Annotated in this window: 18 protein-coding genes; 2 read left to right on the top strand and 16 right to left on the bottom strand. The window is 51.4% G+C overall.

The genetic code is table 11. The features are described 5' to 3' along the window. Positions 1 to 23: 23 nt before the first annotated feature. Complete coding sequence (locus H8S44_RS08410) at positions 24 to 716, bottom strand: Crp/Fnr family transcriptional regulator (protein WP_186872095.1); 693 nt, start codon at positions 714 to 716, stop codon at positions 24 to 26. 98 nt (positions 717 to 814) lie between these two features. Here H8S44_RS08410 and H8S44_RS08405 point away from each other — a divergent pair, with 98 nt between their 5' ends. Next, positions 815 to 1453, top strand: coding sequence for an ATP-binding protein (locus tag H8S44_RS08405; protein ID WP_186872094.1), 639 nt, complete (start codon positions 815 to 817; stop codon positions 1451 to 1453). 15 nt (positions 1454 to 1468) lie between these two features. Further along, a complete protein-coding gene (hcp, locus tag H8S44_RS08400) occupies positions 1469 to 3073 on the top strand; it encodes a hydroxylamine reductase (protein WP_186872093.1) in 1605 nt (534 codons plus the stop codon). Positions 3074 to 3387: 314 nt separating this feature from the next. Here the strand turns inward: hcp and H8S44_RS08395 are convergent, their stop codons facing one another. The 15 genes from H8S44_RS08395 to H8S44_RS08325 form a co-directional block, all read right to left on the bottom strand. Beyond that, complete coding sequence (locus H8S44_RS08395) at positions 3388 to 4776, bottom strand: MATE family efflux transporter (protein ID WP_186872092.1); 1389 nt, start codon at positions 4774 to 4776, stop codon at positions 3388 to 3390. A gap of 92 nt (positions 4777 to 4868) precedes the next feature. Then, the gene (locus H8S44_RS08390; RefSeq protein WP_186872091.1) at positions 4869 to 7055 is read right to left on the bottom strand and encodes an ATP-binding protein; all 2187 of its coding nucleotides are present in this window, start codon (positions 7053 to 7055) and stop codon (positions 4869 to 4871) included. Beyond that, positions 7045 to 7875 (bottom strand): substrate-binding periplasmic protein, encoded by an 831-nt coding sequence (locus H8S44_RS08385; protein ID WP_186872090.1) that lies wholly within the window; start codon positions 7873 to 7875, stop codon positions 7045 to 7047. Before H8S44_RS08385 ends, H8S44_RS08390 begins: the two co-directional genes overlap by 11 nt. A 181-nt stretch (positions 7876 to 8056) precedes the next feature. Continuing rightward, complete coding sequence (locus tag H8S44_RS08380; RefSeq protein ID WP_186872089.1) at positions 8057 to 8644, bottom strand: nitroreductase family protein; 588 nt, start codon at positions 8642 to 8644, stop codon at positions 8057 to 8059. After that, positions 8638 to 9159 (bottom strand): shikimate kinase, encoded by a 522-nt coding sequence (locus tag H8S44_RS08375; RefSeq protein WP_186872088.1) that lies wholly within the window; start codon positions 9157 to 9159, stop codon positions 8638 to 8640. The genes H8S44_RS08380 and H8S44_RS08375 overlap by 7 nt, the downstream gene beginning before the upstream one ends. A gap of 168 nt (positions 9160 to 9327) precedes the next feature. Next, positions 9328 to 10083 (bottom strand): N-acetylmuramoyl-L-alanine amidase, encoded by a 756-nt coding sequence (locus H8S44_RS08370; RefSeq protein ID WP_186872087.1) that lies wholly within the window; start codon positions 10081 to 10083, stop codon positions 9328 to 9330. Positions 10084 to 10097: 14 nt separating this feature from the next. Beyond that, positions 10098 to 11702 carry an MBL fold metallo-hydrolase RNA specificity domain-containing protein gene (locus H8S44_RS08365; protein ID WP_186872086.1) on the bottom strand — a complete coding sequence of 535 codons (1605 nt, stop codon included), beginning with the start codon at positions 11700 to 11702 and terminating at the stop codon, positions 10098 to 10100. Positions 11703 to 11823: 121 nt separating this feature from the next. Then, positions 11824 to 12675 (bottom strand): deoxyribonuclease IV, encoded by an 852-nt coding sequence (locus tag H8S44_RS08360; protein ID WP_186872085.1) that lies wholly within the window; start codon positions 12673 to 12675, stop codon positions 11824 to 11826. Positions 12676 to 12685: 10 nt separating this feature from the next. Continuing rightward, positions 12686 to 13648 (bottom strand): hypothetical protein, encoded by a 963-nt coding sequence (locus H8S44_RS08355; RefSeq protein ID WP_186872084.1) that lies wholly within the window; start codon positions 13646 to 13648, stop codon positions 12686 to 12688. After that, positions 13645 to 14235 carry a 5'-deoxynucleotidase gene (gene yfbR / locus H8S44_RS08350; RefSeq protein WP_186872083.1) on the bottom strand — a complete coding sequence of 197 codons (591 nt, stop codon included), beginning with the start codon at positions 14233 to 14235 and terminating at the stop codon, positions 13645 to 13647. The genes H8S44_RS08355 and yfbR overlap by 4 nt, the downstream gene beginning before the upstream one ends. Next, complete coding sequence (locus tag H8S44_RS08345; protein WP_186872082.1) at positions 14228 to 14932, bottom strand: hypothetical protein; 705 nt, start codon at positions 14930 to 14932, stop codon at positions 14228 to 14230. Before H8S44_RS08345 ends, yfbR begins: the two co-directional genes overlap by 8 nt. Positions 14933 to 14957: 25 nt before the next feature. Further along, entirely contained in the window at positions 14958 to 16388 is a 1431-nt protein-coding gene (miaB, locus tag H8S44_RS08340; RefSeq protein ID WP_186872081.1) for a tRNA (N6-isopentenyl adenosine(37)-C2)-methylthiotransferase MiaB, read from the bottom strand. 92 nt (positions 16389 to 16480) lie between these two features. After that, positions 16481 to 17263, bottom strand: coding sequence for a ZIP family metal transporter (locus H8S44_RS08335; RefSeq protein ID WP_186872080.1), 783 nt, complete (start codon positions 17261 to 17263; stop codon positions 16481 to 16483). 164 nt (positions 17264 to 17427) lie between these two features. Continuing rightward, positions 17428 to 18069 carry a histidine phosphatase family protein gene (locus H8S44_RS08330; protein ID WP_186872079.1) on the bottom strand — a complete coding sequence of 214 codons (642 nt, stop codon included), beginning with the start codon at positions 18067 to 18069 and terminating at the stop codon, positions 17428 to 17430. Then, positions 18066 to 18566 (bottom strand): restriction endonuclease, encoded by a 501-nt coding sequence (locus tag H8S44_RS08325; RefSeq protein ID WP_186872078.1) that lies wholly within the window; start codon positions 18564 to 18566, stop codon positions 18066 to 18068. The genes H8S44_RS08330 and H8S44_RS08325 overlap by 4 nt, the downstream gene beginning before the upstream one ends. Position 18567 lies beyond the last annotated feature (1 nt).

The raw sequence follows: 18567 nt of genomic DNA, 5'->3' as shown, positions 1-18567 counted from the left end.
CCCTGGCATCATGATATAAGATATCACATTTTTATTCTTGTATCTACATCACCGGAAACATTCAATTCAAAGTGATTTCGATTTGTTTTTATAAAGCCTTCCTTTTGTAATTTTGATATTTCTGTAGACATTGCCGCCCGATCAATACAAAGATAATCCGCCAACTGCTGCCGGTCAAAAGGAATGTCAAAGGACAACGACGAATGTCTGGTGGATTCTGCTGACAGATAGGACAGTAGTTTATCCCTGGTCGTTCGCTTGCCAACATGCGTGATCTTATCGTTCAGGAGCAGTATCTTATTTGCCAGCACACTGACCAGGTTACGAATCAGCTTCTGATGATGTCCGCATGCAGCCGGGCAGGTAACCAGAAGCCTCTGGACATTTAACAGGATAATCTCACAATCCTCATCTGCTACCACACTGATATTCAGAACAGCACCCGGACTTGCTGCATAGGGCTCCCCAAAGAAATCACCGGCATGACATTTAGACAGAATATTCCGATGTCCCCAAAGGTCTTCCTGTATCACAAGGACACAGCCCGATGCCACAAGTCCCATTACCTCGGTAGAATCCCCTGCTCTGAAAATATAAGAGTCTCGTTCTTTGGAAATGATTGTTGCATTTACACATTGCAGGATAGATAATATCTCGTTATCCGTAAGGCCTTTAAAAAATGGACTGTTTCTTAGAATGGATAAATATTTTTTCAAAATCGCTCCTCCTGTTGGAAATCAAACATACAAGTTGTGTTTATTATACTATGATTCTACCAGAAACAAAAGTTAAATGCTATTGACGGAGGAGAAAAATGATAAGAAAGATTATCCGGATTGATAAAGACAAATGCAACGGCTGCGGTGTCTGTGCAGATGCCTGCCACGAAGGTGCCATTGATATCATTAACGGAAAAGCGGAATTGGTGAGAGAACATTTCTGTGACGGACTGGGTGACTGTCTTCCGGAATGTCCCACAGGTGCCATTTCATTTGAGGAAAGAGAAGCACCCGCATATGATGAAGAAGCCGTGAAAGAAGCACAGAAGAAACTATTTGTCAAAAATCAGGCAATGTCTGCACACTCGGTGCCAAAGCTTCAGAACTGGCCGGTACAGATTAAACTGGCTCCTGTTAATGCACCATATTTTAACGGTGCAAAGCTTTTAATCGCAGCTGATTGTACTGCTTACGCTTATGCCAGCTTTCATCAGGATTTTATTCGAAATAAGGTAACTTTAATTGGTTGTCCAAAATTAGATCAGGTGGATTATAGTGAGAAACTGACCGCGATTATTCAAAATAACAACATTCAAAGTGTGACAATTGTAAGAATGGAAGTTCCATGCTGTGGTGGACTGGAAATGGCAGCAAGAAAAGCCCTTCAAAGCAGTGGAAAATTTATACCATGGCAGGTTGTGACAATAAGTATTGATGGAAAAATATTAGAATAAAAGGAGAATACGAAAATGAATACAAAAATGTTTTGTTATCAGTGTGAACAGACAGTCGGATGTACCGGCTGTACAGGAAATGCCGGTGTCTGTGGGAAAAAAGCAGATACTGCCAGATTACAGGATGAACTGACCGGGGCGTTGATCGGTCTTGCAAGAGCAGTCGATGGCGCAGAAACTATTTCCAAAAGAACTTCACAAGTTATAATGGAAGGGCTGTTTACCACCGTTACGAATGTAAGCTTTGATGATGCAGCAATTGAAACTATGATACAAAAAGTCAGAGCCGAGAAAGAAAGATTGGTTCCTGATTGCAGTAAATGTCAGTCATCATGCGGCAAAACAGACGAATACGATATGCAACAGCTGTGGGATGCCAATGAAGATGTCCGCTCTTTGAAATCTCTTATTCTTTTCGGAATTCGCGGAATGGCAGCCTATGCCTATCATGCAAACGTTCTGAATTATGAAGATGCCGAAGTGAATCGGTTCTTCTGCGAGGCATTATTTAAGATTGGTTACGAAGAAAGTGTGGAGACACTGCTTCCTGTTGTGCTGAAAGTAGGAGAAATCAATCTGAAGTGCATGGCACTCCTTGACAAGGCAAATACAGAAACTTACGGAACACCAGAACCGACTGCAGTTACTCTTACCGTAGAAAAAGGACCCTTTATTGTTGTGACCGGACATGATCTGAAGGATCTGCAGCTTTTACTTGAACAGACAGAGGGAAAAGGAATCAATATCTATACCCACGGTGAAATGCTCCCTGCCCATGCTTATCCATTCTTAAAGAAATTCTCTCACTTAAAAGGGAATTTTGGAACTGCATGGCAGAATCAGCAGAAAGAGTTTGATCATCTTCCAGCTCCGATTCTTTACACCACCAACTGCCTGATGCCGCCCAAAAGCAGTTACGCTGACAGAGTATTTACAACAGAAGTAGTTGCTTTCCCAGGTGCTGTCCATATCGATGAGAAGAAAGATTTCACGCCGGTCATTGAAAAAGCATTGGAACTGGGTGGTTACAAAGAAGATCAGATACTCACAGGCATCAACGGCGGTACAAAAGTGACAACCGGTTTTGGTCATGCAGCCATCCTGTCCCATGCAGGAACTGTAGTTGAGGCAGTAAAAGCAGGTGCAATCCGCCATTTCTTCCTGGTTGCCGGCTGTGATGGAGCTAAACCAGGTCGAAACTATTACACAGAATTCGTGAAACAGACACCTTCTGACAGCATCATCCTCACTCTGGCTTGTGGCAAGTTCCGATTCAATGATCTCGATCTGGGCGAAATCGGCGGGCTGCCGCGACTGATGGATATGGGACAGTGTAATGATGCTTATGGCGCAATCCAGGTTGCCGTGGCACTTGCGGACGCCTTTGGATGTTCCGTAAATGAGCTTCCGCTTTCCTTCGTTCTCTCCTGGTACGAACAGAAGGCCGTCTGCATCCTGTTAACGCTTCTGCACCTGGGTATTAAAAACATCCGCCTTGGTCCTTCTCTTCCGGCGTTTTTGTCTCCCAATATTCTGAATTTTCTGGTGAAAAATTATGGAATTGCACCGATTACTACACCGGAGGAAGACATCAAAACACTGCTGAACCATAACAAATAAAGTTTTAACTGTTCAGTTCCTTCACGGTTACAAAGCTTTCAAATTATCTATAGAATCAATAAAGCCGATGCAGGATTCAACGTTCGCATCGACTTTATTGATTTTAATTATCTTTCACATTTGTAATTATTTCTTTCTTTTCTGCGATTCCAAGGTACGTAATTGCCAATACAAGCTGCTTTGATTCTTTTCATGATAGCTAGCTCTCTTTCATTTTACAGATACATCACACAGAAAAAGGGATCGTTTCATTCAGTAAATTTGAATGAAAGGATCCCTGATTTTCATGTAAATTGTACTTGGTTTTACATTACTTAAGCTTCCGTACCCATTTTCTTCAGCTCCCCAGCCAGGAAAATTCCGGAAATCACAGCAGCCAGGCAGTCTGCAATCGGGCCCGCGTACATGATACCGTCAATCCCCAGGAACAGGGGCAGGATAACCAATAAGGGCAGCAGGAAAATAATTTGCCGGGTCAGAGACAGGAAAGTTCCCTTCTTCGGCTTTCCGATCGAGGAAAAGAAGGTAGAGGACATGGGCTGCAGGTTATTGATAAAGGTAAAGAACAGGTAAACCCGGAAATACCGCTCCGCAAAGGAGAAGTACAGATCTGAGCCATTTCCGAACAGCGCCGTGATCTGTAATGGGAAAATCTGGAACAGGCAGAAGGCGGTAATACAGATGATCTGTCCTGCTGACAGGCTCAGGAAAATAACCTTCTTTACCCGGTCATAATTTCTCGCGCCGTAATTGAAGCTGGCAATGGGCTGCATTCCCTGAGCAATTCCGATACAGAAAGCAAAAAACATAAAGCTAACCTTATTGATAATACCGGAGCAGGCCAGCGGAATTGCCTCTCCGTATACAGACAGGGCGCCGTAATGGCGCAGGGAATTGTTCATAACAATCTGAACCATCATCATAGCCAGCTGGTTAAAGCATTGAGCCATACCCAGCGTCATGGCGTAGCCCAGATAAATCATTCTGGGCCGGAGATGCTCCCTGGTAAAGGGTCCTGCCTTATAATGTCGGAGATAACGGAACACCAGAAAGGCAGAGATTATCTGGCCGGTGATCGTAGCAAGGGCCGCTCCGGTCATTCCCATCTTGAAGCCAAAAATCAGAATCGGATCCAGAATGGTATTGATGAGAGCTCCGGTCAGGTTACAGGCCATGGAATAATTGGGGCTTCCGTCCGCCCGGACCAGGTGGGCTCCGCCGGAGGTCAGAATCAGAAATGGAAATCCAACGGCTACAATACGTACGTATTCCCGGGCCAGTCCCAGAACATTATCCGGCGAACCGAAAAAGATCAGCATGGGATCCAGGAAAAGTTCCGCAATCAGAAACAGTACAATGCCGCTTCCAAACATCATGACCGCCGCGTTTCCAATATAATAAAGGGCCTTATCCTTCTCGCCCCGTCCCATGGACAGGTTAAAAGCGGAGGCCGCTCCGATACCAAACAACAGGGCCAGGGCGGTACAGCTGGTGGTCAGGGGAAAGGCCACATTGGTCGCTGCGTTTCCCAGCTCCCCGATACTGTGGCCGATAAAAATCTGGTCAACCATGTTGTAAAGGGCATTAACCAGCATAGCTACAATGCTGGGAACCGCGAATCTTCGAAGAAGCTGTCCCACCGGTTCTGTGCCCAGAAGATTTGCCTGTATTCTGTTGGTCTGTGTTATCTGTATTTCACTCATCTTCTGTCTTTCCTCTTCTCTAAAAAATCACATACCTAACTATTATAGCGTGCTCCCCGCTTTCTGTAAAGAAAAGAAGTCCGAAAAACAGTTCACTTGCGGCAATGAGCCGCAATGACCGCCGTCACTTTCTCCATCTGCAGAGGCTTGGCCAAATGGTCGTTCATACCTGCGTCCAGACATTTGCGCACATCCTCCCCAAAGGCATTGGCCGTCATGGCGATAATGGGAATCGTACCTGCGTCGGGACGCTCCAGGGCACGAATGGTCTCCGTGGCCGTCAGGCCATCCATCACCGGCATCATTATATCCATCAGAATGCCGTCAAAAGTTCCCTGCGGCCGAGAGGAAAAGATATCCACTGCCTCCTGGCCATCCCGGGCCACGGTAATGGTGACGCCCGCGTCTCCCAGCAACACCTGGGCAATTTCAGCGTTCAGCTCGTTATCCTCCGCCAGAAGAATATGAAGTCCCCGGATATCGGCAGGTTCTTCCACCCCATCTGCGGGTATTTCCGCCTCCCCGGTCTCCGCCGTGATGGAGAAGGGCAGCGTAATGGTAAAGGTGGAGCCCCCTCCTTCCACACTGGTGACTTCTATGGTTCCGCCCATCTGATCAACCAGGCTCTTTACGATGGCCATTCCCAGTCCGGTTCCATGGTATACGCTTCTGGCGTCCGTGTGCTCCTGGGAAAAGGGATCGAAGATATGCTCCAGGAATTCCCGGGTCATACCCACGCCCGTATCGGCAATCACCCACCGGTAGGTTGCGACCTGATTCTTCTCACCCACACATTCACAGCTGGTGGTCACCGAGCCTCCCATCTTATTATATTTGATACAGTTGCCATAGATATTCAGGAAAATCTGACGCACATGCAAAGGACTTCCATATACTTTGGCATGGGCCACCCAGTCGAAGGTCCGGTCATACTCCAGGGTCACGCCCGCCTCCACGGCTCGTTGCTCCACGATGGTCAGCACATCCTGGGACAGCTCCTTCAGGTTCATGACCTCATGAGCCAGCTGTATCTCGCCGCTTTCCAGTTTACTCATCTGGAGAATGTCGTTGAGCAGGGACAGCAAGTGATGGGCCGCCACCACCATTTTCTTCTGGTTGGCGCAGATCAGCTCCCTGTCCTCCGGATGAGCCTCATTGATCTCCAGAAGACCGATGATCCCGTTCAGGGGCGTCCGGATATCATGGCTCATGCGGGCCAGGAAGTTCGTCTTCGCCGCATTGGCCCGATCGGCCTCGCCCACGGCCTCCTGCAGCTTTTCGTTTTTACTTTGTAACTGCTCTGTGTATTCCTGCTGAAGCTGCATCTGTTCCTCCCGGTAGCTCTGGGTGGTCCGCCAGTGCACCGTGTGAATGACGATGAGAATCGCCACATAGATCACCAGGGAAATGATCATGTTCTGAATCGTAGAGCCAAAAACCCGGCTTTCCGTAGTATAGGCATAGATATAGTAGTCCCGTCCGTGATCCATCAAACCGAAGTAGCGGGACAGGGAATCCTCAATCTTCGTATGTACCAGCTTGCCGCTGATTCTCTGCCCTTTGATATAGTTCAGAATCTCTACCTCGTCTGCATTCTTGTCCACAAGGAATGGATCATTGGCGGCCACGATCCGGTTACCGCTGCAGATCACGAAGGTACCGTCATAGTCCATATTGTAGCCGTTCAGGAAGGAATTCAGCGACAGATTAAAGGCTTCCACATACTCCTCCGGTGTGTGATAGTAGGCCACCACGATACCGGTTCCGTCCCGTTTTCCTGCTGCCGCCAAATCCACATAGGAATCATCCGTCTGGGGAATCCGCACTGCGTAGGACTTTTCCCGGCACAGGGCCGTACCAAGCACTGCCGGAGATTGCAGATATTCTTCCATATCAGGCTCTGTTCCCCCGGTATCGTACCGGGCTTCCACCTGTCCCTCCGGATCCAGCAGCAGGATTCCGGTCAGATATCCGTTCTGTACGCACTGCTTCAGAATTTCTTCGTCCTCCGCTCCTGTCCGGAACAAGTTCTCCTCCGTCTGCCTGGCCCCTTCCATGACCCGCATCAGGCTCTTGGTCTCTGAAGCCAGATTCATCCGGTTATAACCGTTACACTGTTCGTTAATATAGCTTACGATTCCCGAAAGCCGCGTCTCCGTGGAACGCATATCCTCATTTGTAGCAATCATGAAGACGCAACCCAGCATCAGAATGCCAAATAGAAGCTCTACGGCCAGCTTGTGGCGGCTTCTGCCCTCCGTCACTTCTTTAATCTTCATTGACATCCACCTCCAGATAGCGCTCCGGATTCTCCAGATACTCTCCCAGAATCCGGGCTGTGGTTCCATCCTTCTCCATCTCCCGGAAGGTTCTGGTCAGTTCTTTCTCAAGCCCTCTTTCGTCCTCTCTGCTGAAAGCCACACCCAGCCCCACTGTCAGAAGGGATTCCTCCAGAATTCGGTACTCCAGCCCATAATCCTTCATATACTGCAAAATAGCGGTCTCATGGGCTGCCACCGCGTCTGCGTAGCCCTTGCTCAAAAAGGCGTAAATCAGTTCCCGGTTCTGAAGGGAAAAGACCTCCCGAAGCTCCGGGATCCGGCTGTCCGTGTGGTTGGTAAAGATTTCCTCCGGCTTGGTGGTGGACTGTACGGCAACGATCTTCCCCTCCAGATCCCCCAGGGTTTCGATATCGCTGTCCCGGTTCACCGCCACCACTTGATAGCTGAGCATATAGGGACCGGCCCAGTTGTATTCCTCCTCCCGGCCGTCCATGGAAAAACTGCCCCAGATACAGTCGATATCTCCGTTTTCCACCAGGTTCTTTTTGTCCTCCCAGTTAATCTGAACAAACTCCGCCTCATAGCCCATACGGGCAAAAGCCTCTTTGGCCAGTTCCACATCGATTCCAGTGGGTTTTCCGTTGGGATCAGCGTAATTAAAGGGCGGATAATCATCGCTTCCCACCACGATTTTCGGCAATGCCTCCTGCTTTGGTACTTCCGTGCTTTCCACTTTTTCACAGCCCCCAAAAGTCAGCGTCAGGCCGCAGCAAGCTGCGAGGACAGCAGCGAATTTCTGATTCCTCTTTCGTTTCATTTTTCGTAGCATTTTTTGCATGGTCTTCACCCTGTTCTGATTTATATTACATTTCCATGTTATTTTATCATTCTACTATACTTTGTAATAAGCTGACAATTGTTTTTTCTGTCTTCTTTTTGACCGGAATCGCCGGGATCGAAAAACCGCCGCCTGTTTCCAGACGACGGTTCTCCGTCTCTTACTGCTTCGCTTCCAGTACCAGATCCTCCAGGCTCCGCTTGGGAACATAATGGGTGTCCTCCGCGTTACGATAGTACCTGGTGCTGCCGTCCTCGCCCACATCGGTCAGGACTATCTTTTCCGCCGGCTTACCCAGGGCTACGATGAGATTCGGCTCCACGCCCTCCGGCAGTTTCAGAAGATCCATAAGCTTTGGTTTATAGAAACTTCCGATCATACAGCCGCCCAGACCCTTTTCCACAGCTCCCAGAAGCATGGTCTGGGCCGCCACGCCGATATCACGCAGAAACTTGGTGCTGTTGGAATTCAGATTCATGTCCTGGCAGATAATGATGAAAGCCGCAGGCTCCTTGCCCGGATGGGGCAGCTTCATTTCCTTCAGAGCTCCGGCCCACATGGTCAGAGCCTGGATCTGCGCCACTTCCTCCTGTTTCCAGGCAATGTAATACTTCAGGGGCTGGACATTCACGCTGGATCCCGTAAACCGGGCCAGTTCCACCAGATCCACCAGATCCTCTCTTGTGAGGCGCACCGAGGGGTCGTATCCGCGATAGCTTCGATTCTTCAAAACCAGATCCTTTAACATGACTGCTTCTCCCATTCTTTTACGCTGTCCTGAATCTCCCTGCAGATCTCCCGGGTGTCCTTGCCGTCTGTGGCGATGGTCACGTCGGCCGCCGCCTCATACTTTTCCCGGCGCTTTTCCAGAAGCTCGGCGATATATTCTGCAGTTTTATTGTGCTCAATCAGAGGCCGGTTATGGCTGTAACGCACCCGCTCAAAGATAGTCTCCGGCCGGGCGGTCAGAAGTACGATGATGCCACTCTTTTTCATCTCGGCCACATTGCACTCCCGCATGGGCGTGCCGCCTCCGCAGGAAACGATGACGCCGTCCCTTTGCTGCAGTTCCACCAGAAGTCCCGTTTCCAGCTCCCGGAAGTATTCCTCGCCCCGGGTCTCAAAGATCTGAGAAATGGGCATCCCCTGGCGCTTTACGATGAGCTCGTCCATTTCTATGACTTCTGTGGAAAGCTCCTTTCCCAGTACAGTGGAAATGGTACTCTTTCCGGTTCCCATAAAGCCTATCAGAAATATATTCATACGGTTACCTCCCTGCAAATCAGTTTTATTTTAGTATATCTTCCGGTCTGCGTCAATTTGAATTTGTAGGGGAGATACGGTGAAAAAGTTAAAGGGGCGTCATCAGACGCCCCTTGTGGAACAATTCAGGCAGTTTATGGTTGAAAGAAAGACACAAACAAATGCCGCTTAACGCTTCAGGCTCAGGATTACGCCTTTGGCGATTCCTTTGGCTACGCTGTTCTGGTAAACGTCTTCGGCCAGGCTGTTGCTTTCTTCTGCGTTGCTGAGATAGCCTACTTCTACCAGGACTGCGGGCATCTCGGTGTCGTCTGTGATGGAATAGCTGCCTGCGGAAATTCCGTTGTCGGTGGCGTTTGTCTCTTTTACCAGTGCGCTGTCTATGTTCTCTGCCAGGGTGCGGCTTTCCTTGTCGCCGTCGGTGTAGTTCACAGTGACGCCGGTCTTGGCACTGTCATCCTCGGCATAGTTGCAGTGGACGCTGACCAGGAGATCCGCTCCGGATGTGTTTGCTGTGGAAACACGGTCCTCCTTGGATACCCGGGTATCGTCCTCTCGGGTCATGACGACCTGATAACCCTGGCTCTCCAGCATGATCTTCAGCTTGGCGCAGATATTCAGATCGACCTCTTTTTCCTCGATAACCTCGTTGCTCATACCAATGTCCTCGCCGCCGTGGCCCGGATCGATGGCTATCACAAAGGTATCGCCCTTGGCCGCTATCTCCGCGCTGCCGCCTGCCGTGAGCTTTCTTACCGCAAATACAATCCCTGCAATCAGGGCTGCAGCCAGAATTACCAGAAGCACAATCACCAGTGCCCGGCGGCGCTTTCTGCGCTTTAACTCCTCCTGGTGCCGTCTGCGGGCCGCCATTTTCCGCTTCCGCTCCGCCGGGCTTAATTCGTGCTTGTCATTTGTGTCCATGTCGTTTACCCCCGTTATTTTTCCCATTTATCGCAAAGAGCCTGAATCTGATCCGCCAGCTTCGCAATATCTTTATTCGTCCAGCCCTTACACTGGTCGATGAGGCGCATGAGCCGCTTTCCGGTCTCCACCAGACGATCATATACGGTCGCCACGGCCTTACCGGTCTTACGCTGCTCCTTTATAATACGCTCCCGATTGCCTTCGGCGATCCGGCTGTTGGTGGCCAAATCCCATATTTCTCCGGTATAGGGAGCAGTGGTCGTATAGCCGTACTGATCCTGCAGACAAGCTGCGAAAGTATCACAGACCTGATCCTCGCCGTGTACCACAAAAACCCTCTGTGGTTTCTTGCGGAAGCCCTCCAGCCAGCCGATCAGCCCTTCTTTATCTGCATGGCCGCTGATGCCTCCCAGCACTTCGATATGTGCCCTTACTTCCACCGGTTCTCCAAAGAGCTTCACCTCGGAAGCTCCCTCCACCAGGGTACGTCCCAGGGTACCGACGGCCTGATAGCCCACAAAGAGAATCGTACTTTCCGGCCGCCACAGGTTATGCTTCAGATGATGCCGGATCCGGCCCGCCTCACACATGCCGGAAGCTGACAGGATGACCTTGGGCTCCTCCACAAAGTTGATCAGCTTGGATTCGTCGCTGGTGATGGACAGATTCAGTCCCGGAAAGCTGATGGGATTGATGCCCTTTTGTACCAGTGCCATGGTCTCCTCGTCGAAGCAGTCATACATGTTTTTATTGAAAATGGTGGTCGCCTGAACCGCCAGAGGACTGTCCACGTAAACCTTGAAACCATCATGGCCGTGAATCAGTTTCTTCGCCTTGATCTCCCGCAGGAAATACAGCATTTCCTGGGTGCGCCCCACTGCAAAGGAAGGGATGACTACATTGCCGCCCCGGTCAAAGGTTTCCTGCAGAATCCGAGTCAGCTCCTTCACATAGTCCGGCTTCGGGCCGTGACTCCGGTCACCGTAGGTGGATTCGATGAGCACATAGTCCGCCGTGTCCACATGGGCCGGATCCTTTAGAATCGGCTGGTGCAGATTTCCGATGTCGCCGGAGAATACAAGCTTTTTCTCCGTATCCCCTTCCTTCAGCCATACCTCGATGCAGGCAGAGCCCAAGAGATGTCCCACATCCGTAAACCGAATGTCGATACCGTCCGCAAGGTGGATCCGTTCTCCGTAGGGACAGCCGCAGAACAGCTTCGACGCCCCGTCCGCGTCCGCTATGGTATACAACGGCACATACTCTGGCTTTCCGGCTCTTTTAGCCTTTCGATTCCGCCATTCCGCCTCGAACTCCTGAATATGGGCGCTGTCACGGAGCATAACCTCACAGAGATCTGCCGTGGCATAGGTGGAAAAAATAGTTCCCTTAAATCCTCTCTTATAGAGCAGGGGAAGTAGTCCCGAATGATCGATATGCGCATGGGTCAGAAGCACATAATCGATATCAGCCGGATTCACGGGAATCTCCTGATTCTCGTAAATATCCGGCCCCTGTTCCATACCACAGTCTACAAGTATCACCTTTTTGCAGGCTTCCAACATGTGACAGCTGCCTGTCACCTCATGGTCTGCGCCGAGAAACGTCAATCTCATAGTCTCATCCCCCTTGGAATCAGAATCAGATACCTTATGTCAAGTTTATTATACCGTTTGGTACATAAAATTACAATGCCATTCCCGAATTTTCAAAATTCTTAAACTTTCTTCTTAAACTTCAGGCTTCCTGTGCTTCTTTCCGGGCAGCCCGGAGCTTCCGGATCTCCTCCGTCCATCCTGCGTCATCGTTTGGAGTCTCCAGAATAAAGGGCAGTTCCCGCAAAGCCGGATGGTTGATGATCCGCACAAAGGCCTCCCATCCGATCTGTCCCTCGCCGATACGGGCATGGCGATCCTTGTGACTGCCAAGGGAATTCAGGCTGTCGTTGATATGGATGGCTTTCAGCCGCTCCAGGCCGATGACCCGGTCGAACTCCTCCAGGACCCCGTCCAGCTCCGTCGCGATATCATAACCCGCGTCCCATACATGGCAGGTATCCAGGCAGACGCCCAGCTTTTCCGGGAGGACTGTACCCTCCAGAATCTCCCGCAGCTCCTCAAAGCGGCCTCCCACCTCGCTGCCCTTTCCGGCCATGGTCTCCAGAAGCACCGTGGTGGTCATCTCCGGAAACAGGGAGTCATTCAGCATTCCTGTAATAAACCGGATGCCTTCTTCCATACCCTGGCCCACATGGCTTCCCGGATGGAAATTGTAATAATTTCCCGGGGTATATTCCATCCGCCGTAAGTCCTCCCGGAAGGTTTCTCCCGCAAAACGGCGGATATCCGCCTTGTCAGAGCAGGCATTCAACGTATAGGGCGCATGGGCCACGATCCTTCCCTTTTCATATCCAAGCTCCGTCCACGAGGCCCGGAACCGCTCCACGTCCGCCGGAACGATGGTCTTTGCATTACCACCCCGGGGATTCCGAGTAAAAAAGGCAAAAGTGCTGGCTCCAAGCTTCACCGCCTGCTTTCCCATGGCTTCATAGCCTTTGGCAGAAGAAATATGACTTCCTATCCAAAACATACGCTTCCTCCTACAGGGCCTGTTCCTTTAAAGTCACGCTGACCCAGCCGCTTCCATACTCTTCACTGGTATAGTTAAAACCCACTTCCAGGCCCACCGGGGAATAGAAGTATACGGCCTCCTCCGGATCCTGTAAGATAGTAAGAAGTTTCTCATCGGAAGCATCCTGTACAAAGTCCACGCCATCGTTCTGGGTCTTATCCTGGGCCCGGAACCGCATCACCAGCTCCTCATTGATATCCGTCATCTCCTGCGGCGCAAGCTGCTCTCCCGTTTCCAGGTTAAAGTTCAGAGCAGACAGTCTGGGAAGCGTACCGTCCTCCCCGGCCAGCCGGTGCTGGAATACCACGCTGATTTCTGTCTCATTCATGAAGGTCACATAGCCTGTGGTGGTAATACCGTCAGAATAGCCTGTGTAGGAATCCTGATACTGCTCGGATGCCCGCTTAATGGCCGCATTGATCGCGGAATAATCCTTTCCTCCCTCTTCCTTGGCCCGGAGCTCCGGATATGTCACATAGTAGCCTGTATTGTCGTCGGATGCCGACGCGAACCGGGACTCAGTCAGCCAGTCGATGGTATAGGAGGCGTCCTCATCCAGAGTATCCACAATCTCCTCATAATAGGAGTCGTCTGCAGAGGGCGTATAATCATCCGAATCCTCATCATAATAATCATAGTAATCGTCGTAGCCGTCGGAACCGGAACCTATATTGGAGGCTGTACGGAACACCAGACGGTTCACATTGATCAGGACAGCGATCAACGCGCCGACGAGCAGTACGGCTCCGGCAATACTGAGACCAATGATCCAGCCCTTTGTCTTCTTTTTATTTTGGGGCACGGTTCCCATGCCGTTCGGCTGATTGGGCGCTGCCGAAGGCCGGCTGGTATATCCGCAGCTGCGGCAGACGCCGTCCTGCATCAATGCGCCGCAGCGCGGGCAAAAGCCCAGATCTCTGTTCTCGTTCATGATTCTCCTCCTGTCAGTTCATCCAAATTTTTCCCATAGGAATCTATAAAATACTCCAGAAACAGCTCTGCTTCCCGGATCTGCAGTCCGTGGATTTGCTGCAAGGTTGTGACCTTCGCCCCCGCGAATTCCCGGTTGCCTGCCTGTTCCTCTTCGATACATTTGATGTAAGCTGAAAGCTTGTCCGCCGCCTTCACAAGTTTCCAGAGATAGGCGTCTTTCTGCCGGGGTTCAAAGATCTCCCGGTAGCTGCGCTGCATTCCTTCCGGCAGCATGGCCAGAAGACGCTGCCCGGCCCGCTCTTCGATCTCCCGGTAGCTATGTCGTATTTCTGAATTATAGTACTTGACGGGCGTAGGCATATCCCCGGTGATGATCTCCGTGGCGTCGTGGTACATGCCCAGCACCGCCGCCTTTTCCGCATCCAGCTCTTTTCCCAGATAGGTATTTCCGATGACTGCCAGGGCATGGGCTATCATGGAGACCTCCAGACTGTGCTCGCTTAAGTTTTCCTGCCTGGCGTTCCGCATCAGAGCCCAGCGGTCGATATATTTCATCCGGGACATCATGGCAAAATAGCTATTCATGTAACTTCCTCTTTTTCTCCTGAATCAGGCAGATATTGCTCACCAGGAAGCTGCTGTACTTCCTGGCATACTCCAGATACTCCTCCCAGGAAATAAAGTACTCCTTGCCCCAGGATGCGATCTGCAGATACCCGTTCTCCATACCGGTCACCGTCACATAATGGGCCTTCGTCTCCGTGGCCGGAAAATAATTGCCGTTCTCCTGTCGGTACAGGGTCAGCTTTTTTCTGCGCCAGAAGGGAATATTCTGGCCTATGGCCAGGATCACCGGATAGTCCCGGGAAAGGCTGTTCTGAATGCGCCCCAGCATTTTCCGGGAACTCAGGCACCATCTGGCCCGCAGCTCGATACGGTAATGGCGGAAATACTTATTCAGCGCCCTGCAAAGCCCGAAATTCAGCACGCCCAATCCCGGAATGATTCCCAGATACCGATGGCGGATCTTCCGAAGATACCGCTCATAGCGTGGATAGGATAAAAGCCCGTCCTCCCGCACGATTCCATATAACAGATCTGTATTACAGGAAATCTGATGGATTCCCAGATAAACCAGCACGTCTCCCATGGCCGCCACACCGCAGCCGTACTTCCGCATGAGGCGGCTTTCCGACCAGGTCTGGCTTCCCCCGTAAGATCTCCCCTCCTGGGTCTTCACAGACAGGTAAGTATGCCGCAGACAGCAGCGTCTGTTTTCCATAAGCCTTCTCCTTTAAGTCCCCTTGTTAAACTACAGTACCCATGTAGTAAAAGCCCTTGCATTCCTCCAGCCGCACGTTCCGGTACTGACCGATGAGGGAAGCGTCTCCCGGGAAATGCACCAGCAGGTTATTGCTCATGCGTCCGGTCACATAGCCCTCCTTGTGATCGTTCACTTCCTCCACCAGTACCTCCTGAACCGTTCCGGCAAAACGGGCTGTCTGCTCCTTGGCCAGGCTCTGCACCAGGGCCAGGAGCTGGTCGAAGCGGCGCTTGTTGTCCTCTGGCGCCACCTGATTCTCCATGGCCGCCGCAGGCGTGCCGGTACGTTTGGAATAAATAAAAGTGTAGGCATTATCATAGCGCACCTTTCGTACCACATCCAGGGTCTCCGCAAAATCCTCGTCTGTTTCCCCCGGAAATCCCACGATAATGTCCGTGGTCAGGGAAATATCCGGGATCTCCCGGCGGATTTTCTCCGCCAGGGCCAGATACTGCTCCTTTGTGTACTTCCGGTTCATGGCCTTCAGGATCCGGCTGCTTCCGGACTGTACCGGCAGGTGCAGATGACGGCAGATCTTTTTAGACTCCTTCATGACCTGGATGAGCTCGTCCGACAGATCCTTGGGATGGGAGGTCATAAACCGGATTCGGCGGATGCCTTCGATCTGCTCCACTCTCCGCAGAAGCTCCGCGAAGGTGATGGGATCATCCAGATTCTTTCCGTAGGAGTTCACATTCTGGCCCAGCAGCATGATCTCCGATACGCCGTCCGCCGCCAGCTTCTCGATCTCCCTGATAATATCCTCCGGCTTCCGGCTCCGCTCCCGGCCGCGCACATAAGGTACGATACAATAGCTGCAGAAGTTATTGCAGCCGAACATGATGTTCACACCGGACTTGAACGCATACTTCCGTTCAATGGGAAGCTCCTCCACGATCTCCTGGGTGTCCTTCCAGATATCCACGATCATGCCGCCGCTCTCCATGCTTTCGGCCAGAAGCTCCGCAAACTTGAAAATATTATGAGTGCCGAATACCAGATCCACGAACCGGTAGCTTTCCTTCAGCTTCTTTACCACCTCAGGCTCCTGCATCATGCAGCCGCAGAGGGCGATCTTCATATGGGGATTTTCCTTTTTCCGATGTTTTAAGAGGCCCAGATGACCGTAGACCTTCAGATTCGCGTTCTCCCGGACGGTACAGGTGTTATAGATGACGAAGTCCGCGTTTTCCTCCTCCGTGGGCTGATAGCCGATCTGCTCCAGGATACCGGTGAGCTTCTCGGAATCCCGGGCATTCATCTGACACCCGAAGGTGGTGACACAAAAAGTAAGCGGTCGTCCCAGCCGCTTACTTTCCTCTTCCACCTGTTTTTTACATACTTCTATAAAATAATACTGACGCTCCGGCTCCTCCGTGGGAGCGGGACCGTAGAGATTGAGCTCTTTCTCCATAACTTCTTTCCTTTCGCATAATATGACAAAATTACTATACCACAGGAAAGGAGAAAAAGCAATTTGCATTATCCGGCAGTCCTTATCTCAGTTTATCCCAGAGCCACGTCCAGGGCCATCATCAGGGTAAAACCCACCGCAAAAAAGACAGTTCCGATATCAGAGTGCTTTCCCACGGACATTTCGGGAATCAGCTCTTCGATGACCACATACATCATGGCCCCTGCCGCGAAGCTTAAGAGATAAGGCAGGGCCGGGAGAATCAGAGTGGCGGCCAGTATCGTCAGAAAGGCTCCGATGGGCTCCACGATACCTGACAAGACGCCGTACAGAAAAGCTTTCCCTTTGCCCGCGCCCTCGGACCGCAGGGGCAGAGAGATAATGGCCCCCTCCGGAAAGTTCTGGATAGCGATACCGATGGACAGGGCCAAAGCTCCCGTCACCGTGATATAGGTATTCCCGGAGATCCAGCCTGCATAGACCACGCCCACCGCCATACCCTCGGGAATATTATGGAGGGTCACTGCCAGAACCAGCATGGTGGTGCGCTTCAGGCGGCTTCTGGGTCCCTCCGCCTCCTCGCTGTTTCGATGCAGGTGGGGAATGATGTGATCCAAAAGCAGCAGGAACAGGATCCCCACCCAGAATCCCGCCACCGCCGGCACAAAGGCCCAGACGCCAAGCCCCGCCGACTGCTCCATGGCGGGAATCAGAAGGCTCCAGATGGAGGCAGCCACCATAACGCCCGCCGCAAAACCGGTTAATGCCCGGCTGACCTGTTCATGTAAAGATGTTTTCATAAAAAAGACCATGGCCGCTCCCAGAGAGGTGCCCACAAACGGAATGAAAATTCCACGTATTACTTCTGTTGTCATAAAAAGATCTCCTTTCCCGGATTAGCCTGCATGAACTGCTTTCTTGTTATTATATGCGGAAAACAGCGGCGTTGTCTATCCCATCCGCCTTTGTTGAGAATAAATGAAGGACAAGCCGCTCTTTTGTCGGGCAGCCTGTCCTTTTTTTCATTCCGGATATTCTCTTATTCCAGGTAATTGGTGCTTCTTGCTTTGTCGTAATAAATCACATTTTCCTGCGTGACGCGGGCTTTTCCCTTCTCCACATCAATGATGGATACCGCGCAGTTCTTGTGAACGCCTCCCCTCCAGAAATCCGCCTGGTCGGTGATTAGAAGACTGGATAACAGTCCCTTCACCAGCGCGCCGTGACCGGATACCAGTACCGTCTTATCCCGATACTCCGGATCGTCAATAAGCTCCGTCAGAAAGTCCGTGGCCCGGACGCAAAGCTCCGCGATGGTCTCGCCGCCCTCCGGGGGCATGTAATGAGCCGGATCAGTAAAAAAGTTCTGAAAAGCCGGATCCGGAATATTCCAGCCGTCCTTTCCGCAGCAAAGCCCCTCATAGACCCCAAAGCAGATCTCCTTCAGCCGCTCGTCTGGAATCAATGGAATATCCCGATCCCGCCGCATGATCTCCGCCGTCTCATAGGCCCTCTTTAAGGGGCTGGTAAAAACCACGTCAAAGGGTACATCTTTCAAGGCTTCCGCTGTAATCCTGGCCACCTCGACGCCGTTCTGATTCAGGGGAATGTCCGTGGCTCCCTGAAGGAGATGTCTGGTGTTCCACTCGGTCTCTCCGTGCCGGATCAAATAAATTCTCATGCTGTTCTGCCTCCTGCTCTTCGCACCATCTGCTGCAGCTCGTCCCGATCCCACAGCTCCACGCCGATCTCCTCGCTGAGTTCCCGGGCCGACGCGGTAAAATAGCTGTTGGTCAGCACCACCGGAACATCGCAGCCGTAAAACTCCGCTCCCGCGTAGGCCTCCTGCACAGCCTTATTGGTCACCCGGGCCTCGTAGTGCTTGCACTGGATGGCGTAGGAGACCCCGTCCCGTTCCGCCAGCACATCCACACCCTGGTCGCCGCTGCCCCGGGTCACCTCCACATGCCGGTAACCGCTGCGGCTCAAAAGCTCACCCACATACTCCTCAAACTCCCAGCCGTCCATGTGGTCATATTCCGCCCGGCGGAATCTCCGCCGTTCTTTCCGGAACCGGTGAAGCCAGAGAAAAAAGCGGCCTGTCATTTTAAAGGGCCACAGAATCACCCGCAAGGCTAACAGAACCGGAGCTGCTATCGTATAATAAAATAACCGCATA

Origin of the sequence: Anaerosacchariphilus hominis (genome assembly GCF_014290175.1) — a bacterium.
Classification (GTDB): domain Bacteria; phylum Bacillota; class Clostridia; order Lachnospirales; family Lachnospiraceae; genus Laedolimicola; species Laedolimicola hominis.
Note: the sequence above shows the minus strand (reverse complement) of the source record. Positions and strands in the feature narration are given on the sequence as shown.

Bases quoted from the DNA above. Each gene is read 5' to 3' on its own strand.
- H8S44_RS08405 (WP_186872094.1), top strand. From the start codon at position 815: ATGATAAGAAAGATTATCCGGATTGATAAAGACAAATGCAACGGCTGC.
- hcp (WP_186872093.1), top strand. From the start codon at position 1,469: ATGAATACAAAAATGTTTTGTTATCAGTGTGAACAGACAGTCGGATGT.
- H8S44_RS08395 (WP_186872092.1), bottom strand. From the start codon at position 4,776: ATGAGTGAAATACAGATAACACAGACCAACAGAATACAGGCAAATCTT.
- H8S44_RS08390 (WP_186872091.1), bottom strand. From the start codon at position 7,055: ATGAAGATTAAAGAAGTGACGGAGGGCAGAAGCCGCCACAAGCTGGCC.
- H8S44_RS08385 (WP_186872090.1), bottom strand. From the start codon at position 7,875: ATGAAACGAAAGAGGAATCAGAAATTCGCTGCTGTCCTCGCAGCTTGC.
- H8S44_RS08380 (WP_186872089.1), bottom strand. From the start codon at position 8,644: ATGTTAAAGGATCTGGTTTTGAAGAATCGAAGCTATCGCGGATACGAC.
- H8S44_RS08375 (WP_186872088.1), bottom strand. From the start codon at position 9,159: ATGAATATATTTCTGATAGGCTTTATGGGAACCGGAAAGAGTACCATT.
- H8S44_RS08370 (WP_186872087.1), bottom strand. From the start codon at position 10,083: ATGGACACAAATGACAAGCACGAATTAAGCCCGGCGGAGCGGAAGCGG.
- H8S44_RS08365 (WP_186872086.1), bottom strand. From the start codon at position 11,702: ATGAGATTGACGTTTCTCGGCGCAGACCATGAGGTGACAGGCAGCTGT.
- H8S44_RS08360 (WP_186872085.1), bottom strand. From the start codon at position 12,675: ATGTTTTGGATAGGAAGTCATATTTCTTCTGCCAAAGGCTATGAAGCC.
- H8S44_RS08355 (WP_186872084.1), bottom strand. From the start codon at position 13,648: ATGAACGAGAACAGAGATCTGGGCTTTTGCCCGCGCTGCGGCGCATTG.
- yfbR (WP_186872083.1), bottom strand. From the start codon at position 14,235: ATGAATAGCTATTTTGCCATGATGTCCCGGATGAAATATATCGACCGC.
- H8S44_RS08345 (WP_186872082.1), bottom strand. From the start codon at position 14,932: ATGGAAAACAGACGCTGCTGTCTGCGGCATACTTACCTGTCTGTGAAG.
- miaB (WP_186872081.1), bottom strand. From the start codon at position 16,388: ATGGAGAAAGAGCTCAATCTCTACGGTCCCGCTCCCACGGAGGAGCCG.
- H8S44_RS08335 (WP_186872080.1), bottom strand. From the start codon at position 17,263: ATGACAACAGAAGTAATACGTGGAATTTTCATTCCGTTTGTGGGCACC.
- H8S44_RS08330 (WP_186872079.1), bottom strand. From the start codon at position 18,069: ATGAGAATTTATTTGATCCGGCACGGAGAGACCGAGTGGAACACCAGA.
- H8S44_RS08325 (WP_186872078.1), bottom strand. From the start codon at position 18,566: ATGCGGTTATTTTATTATACGATAGCAGCTCCGGTTCTGTTAGCCTTG.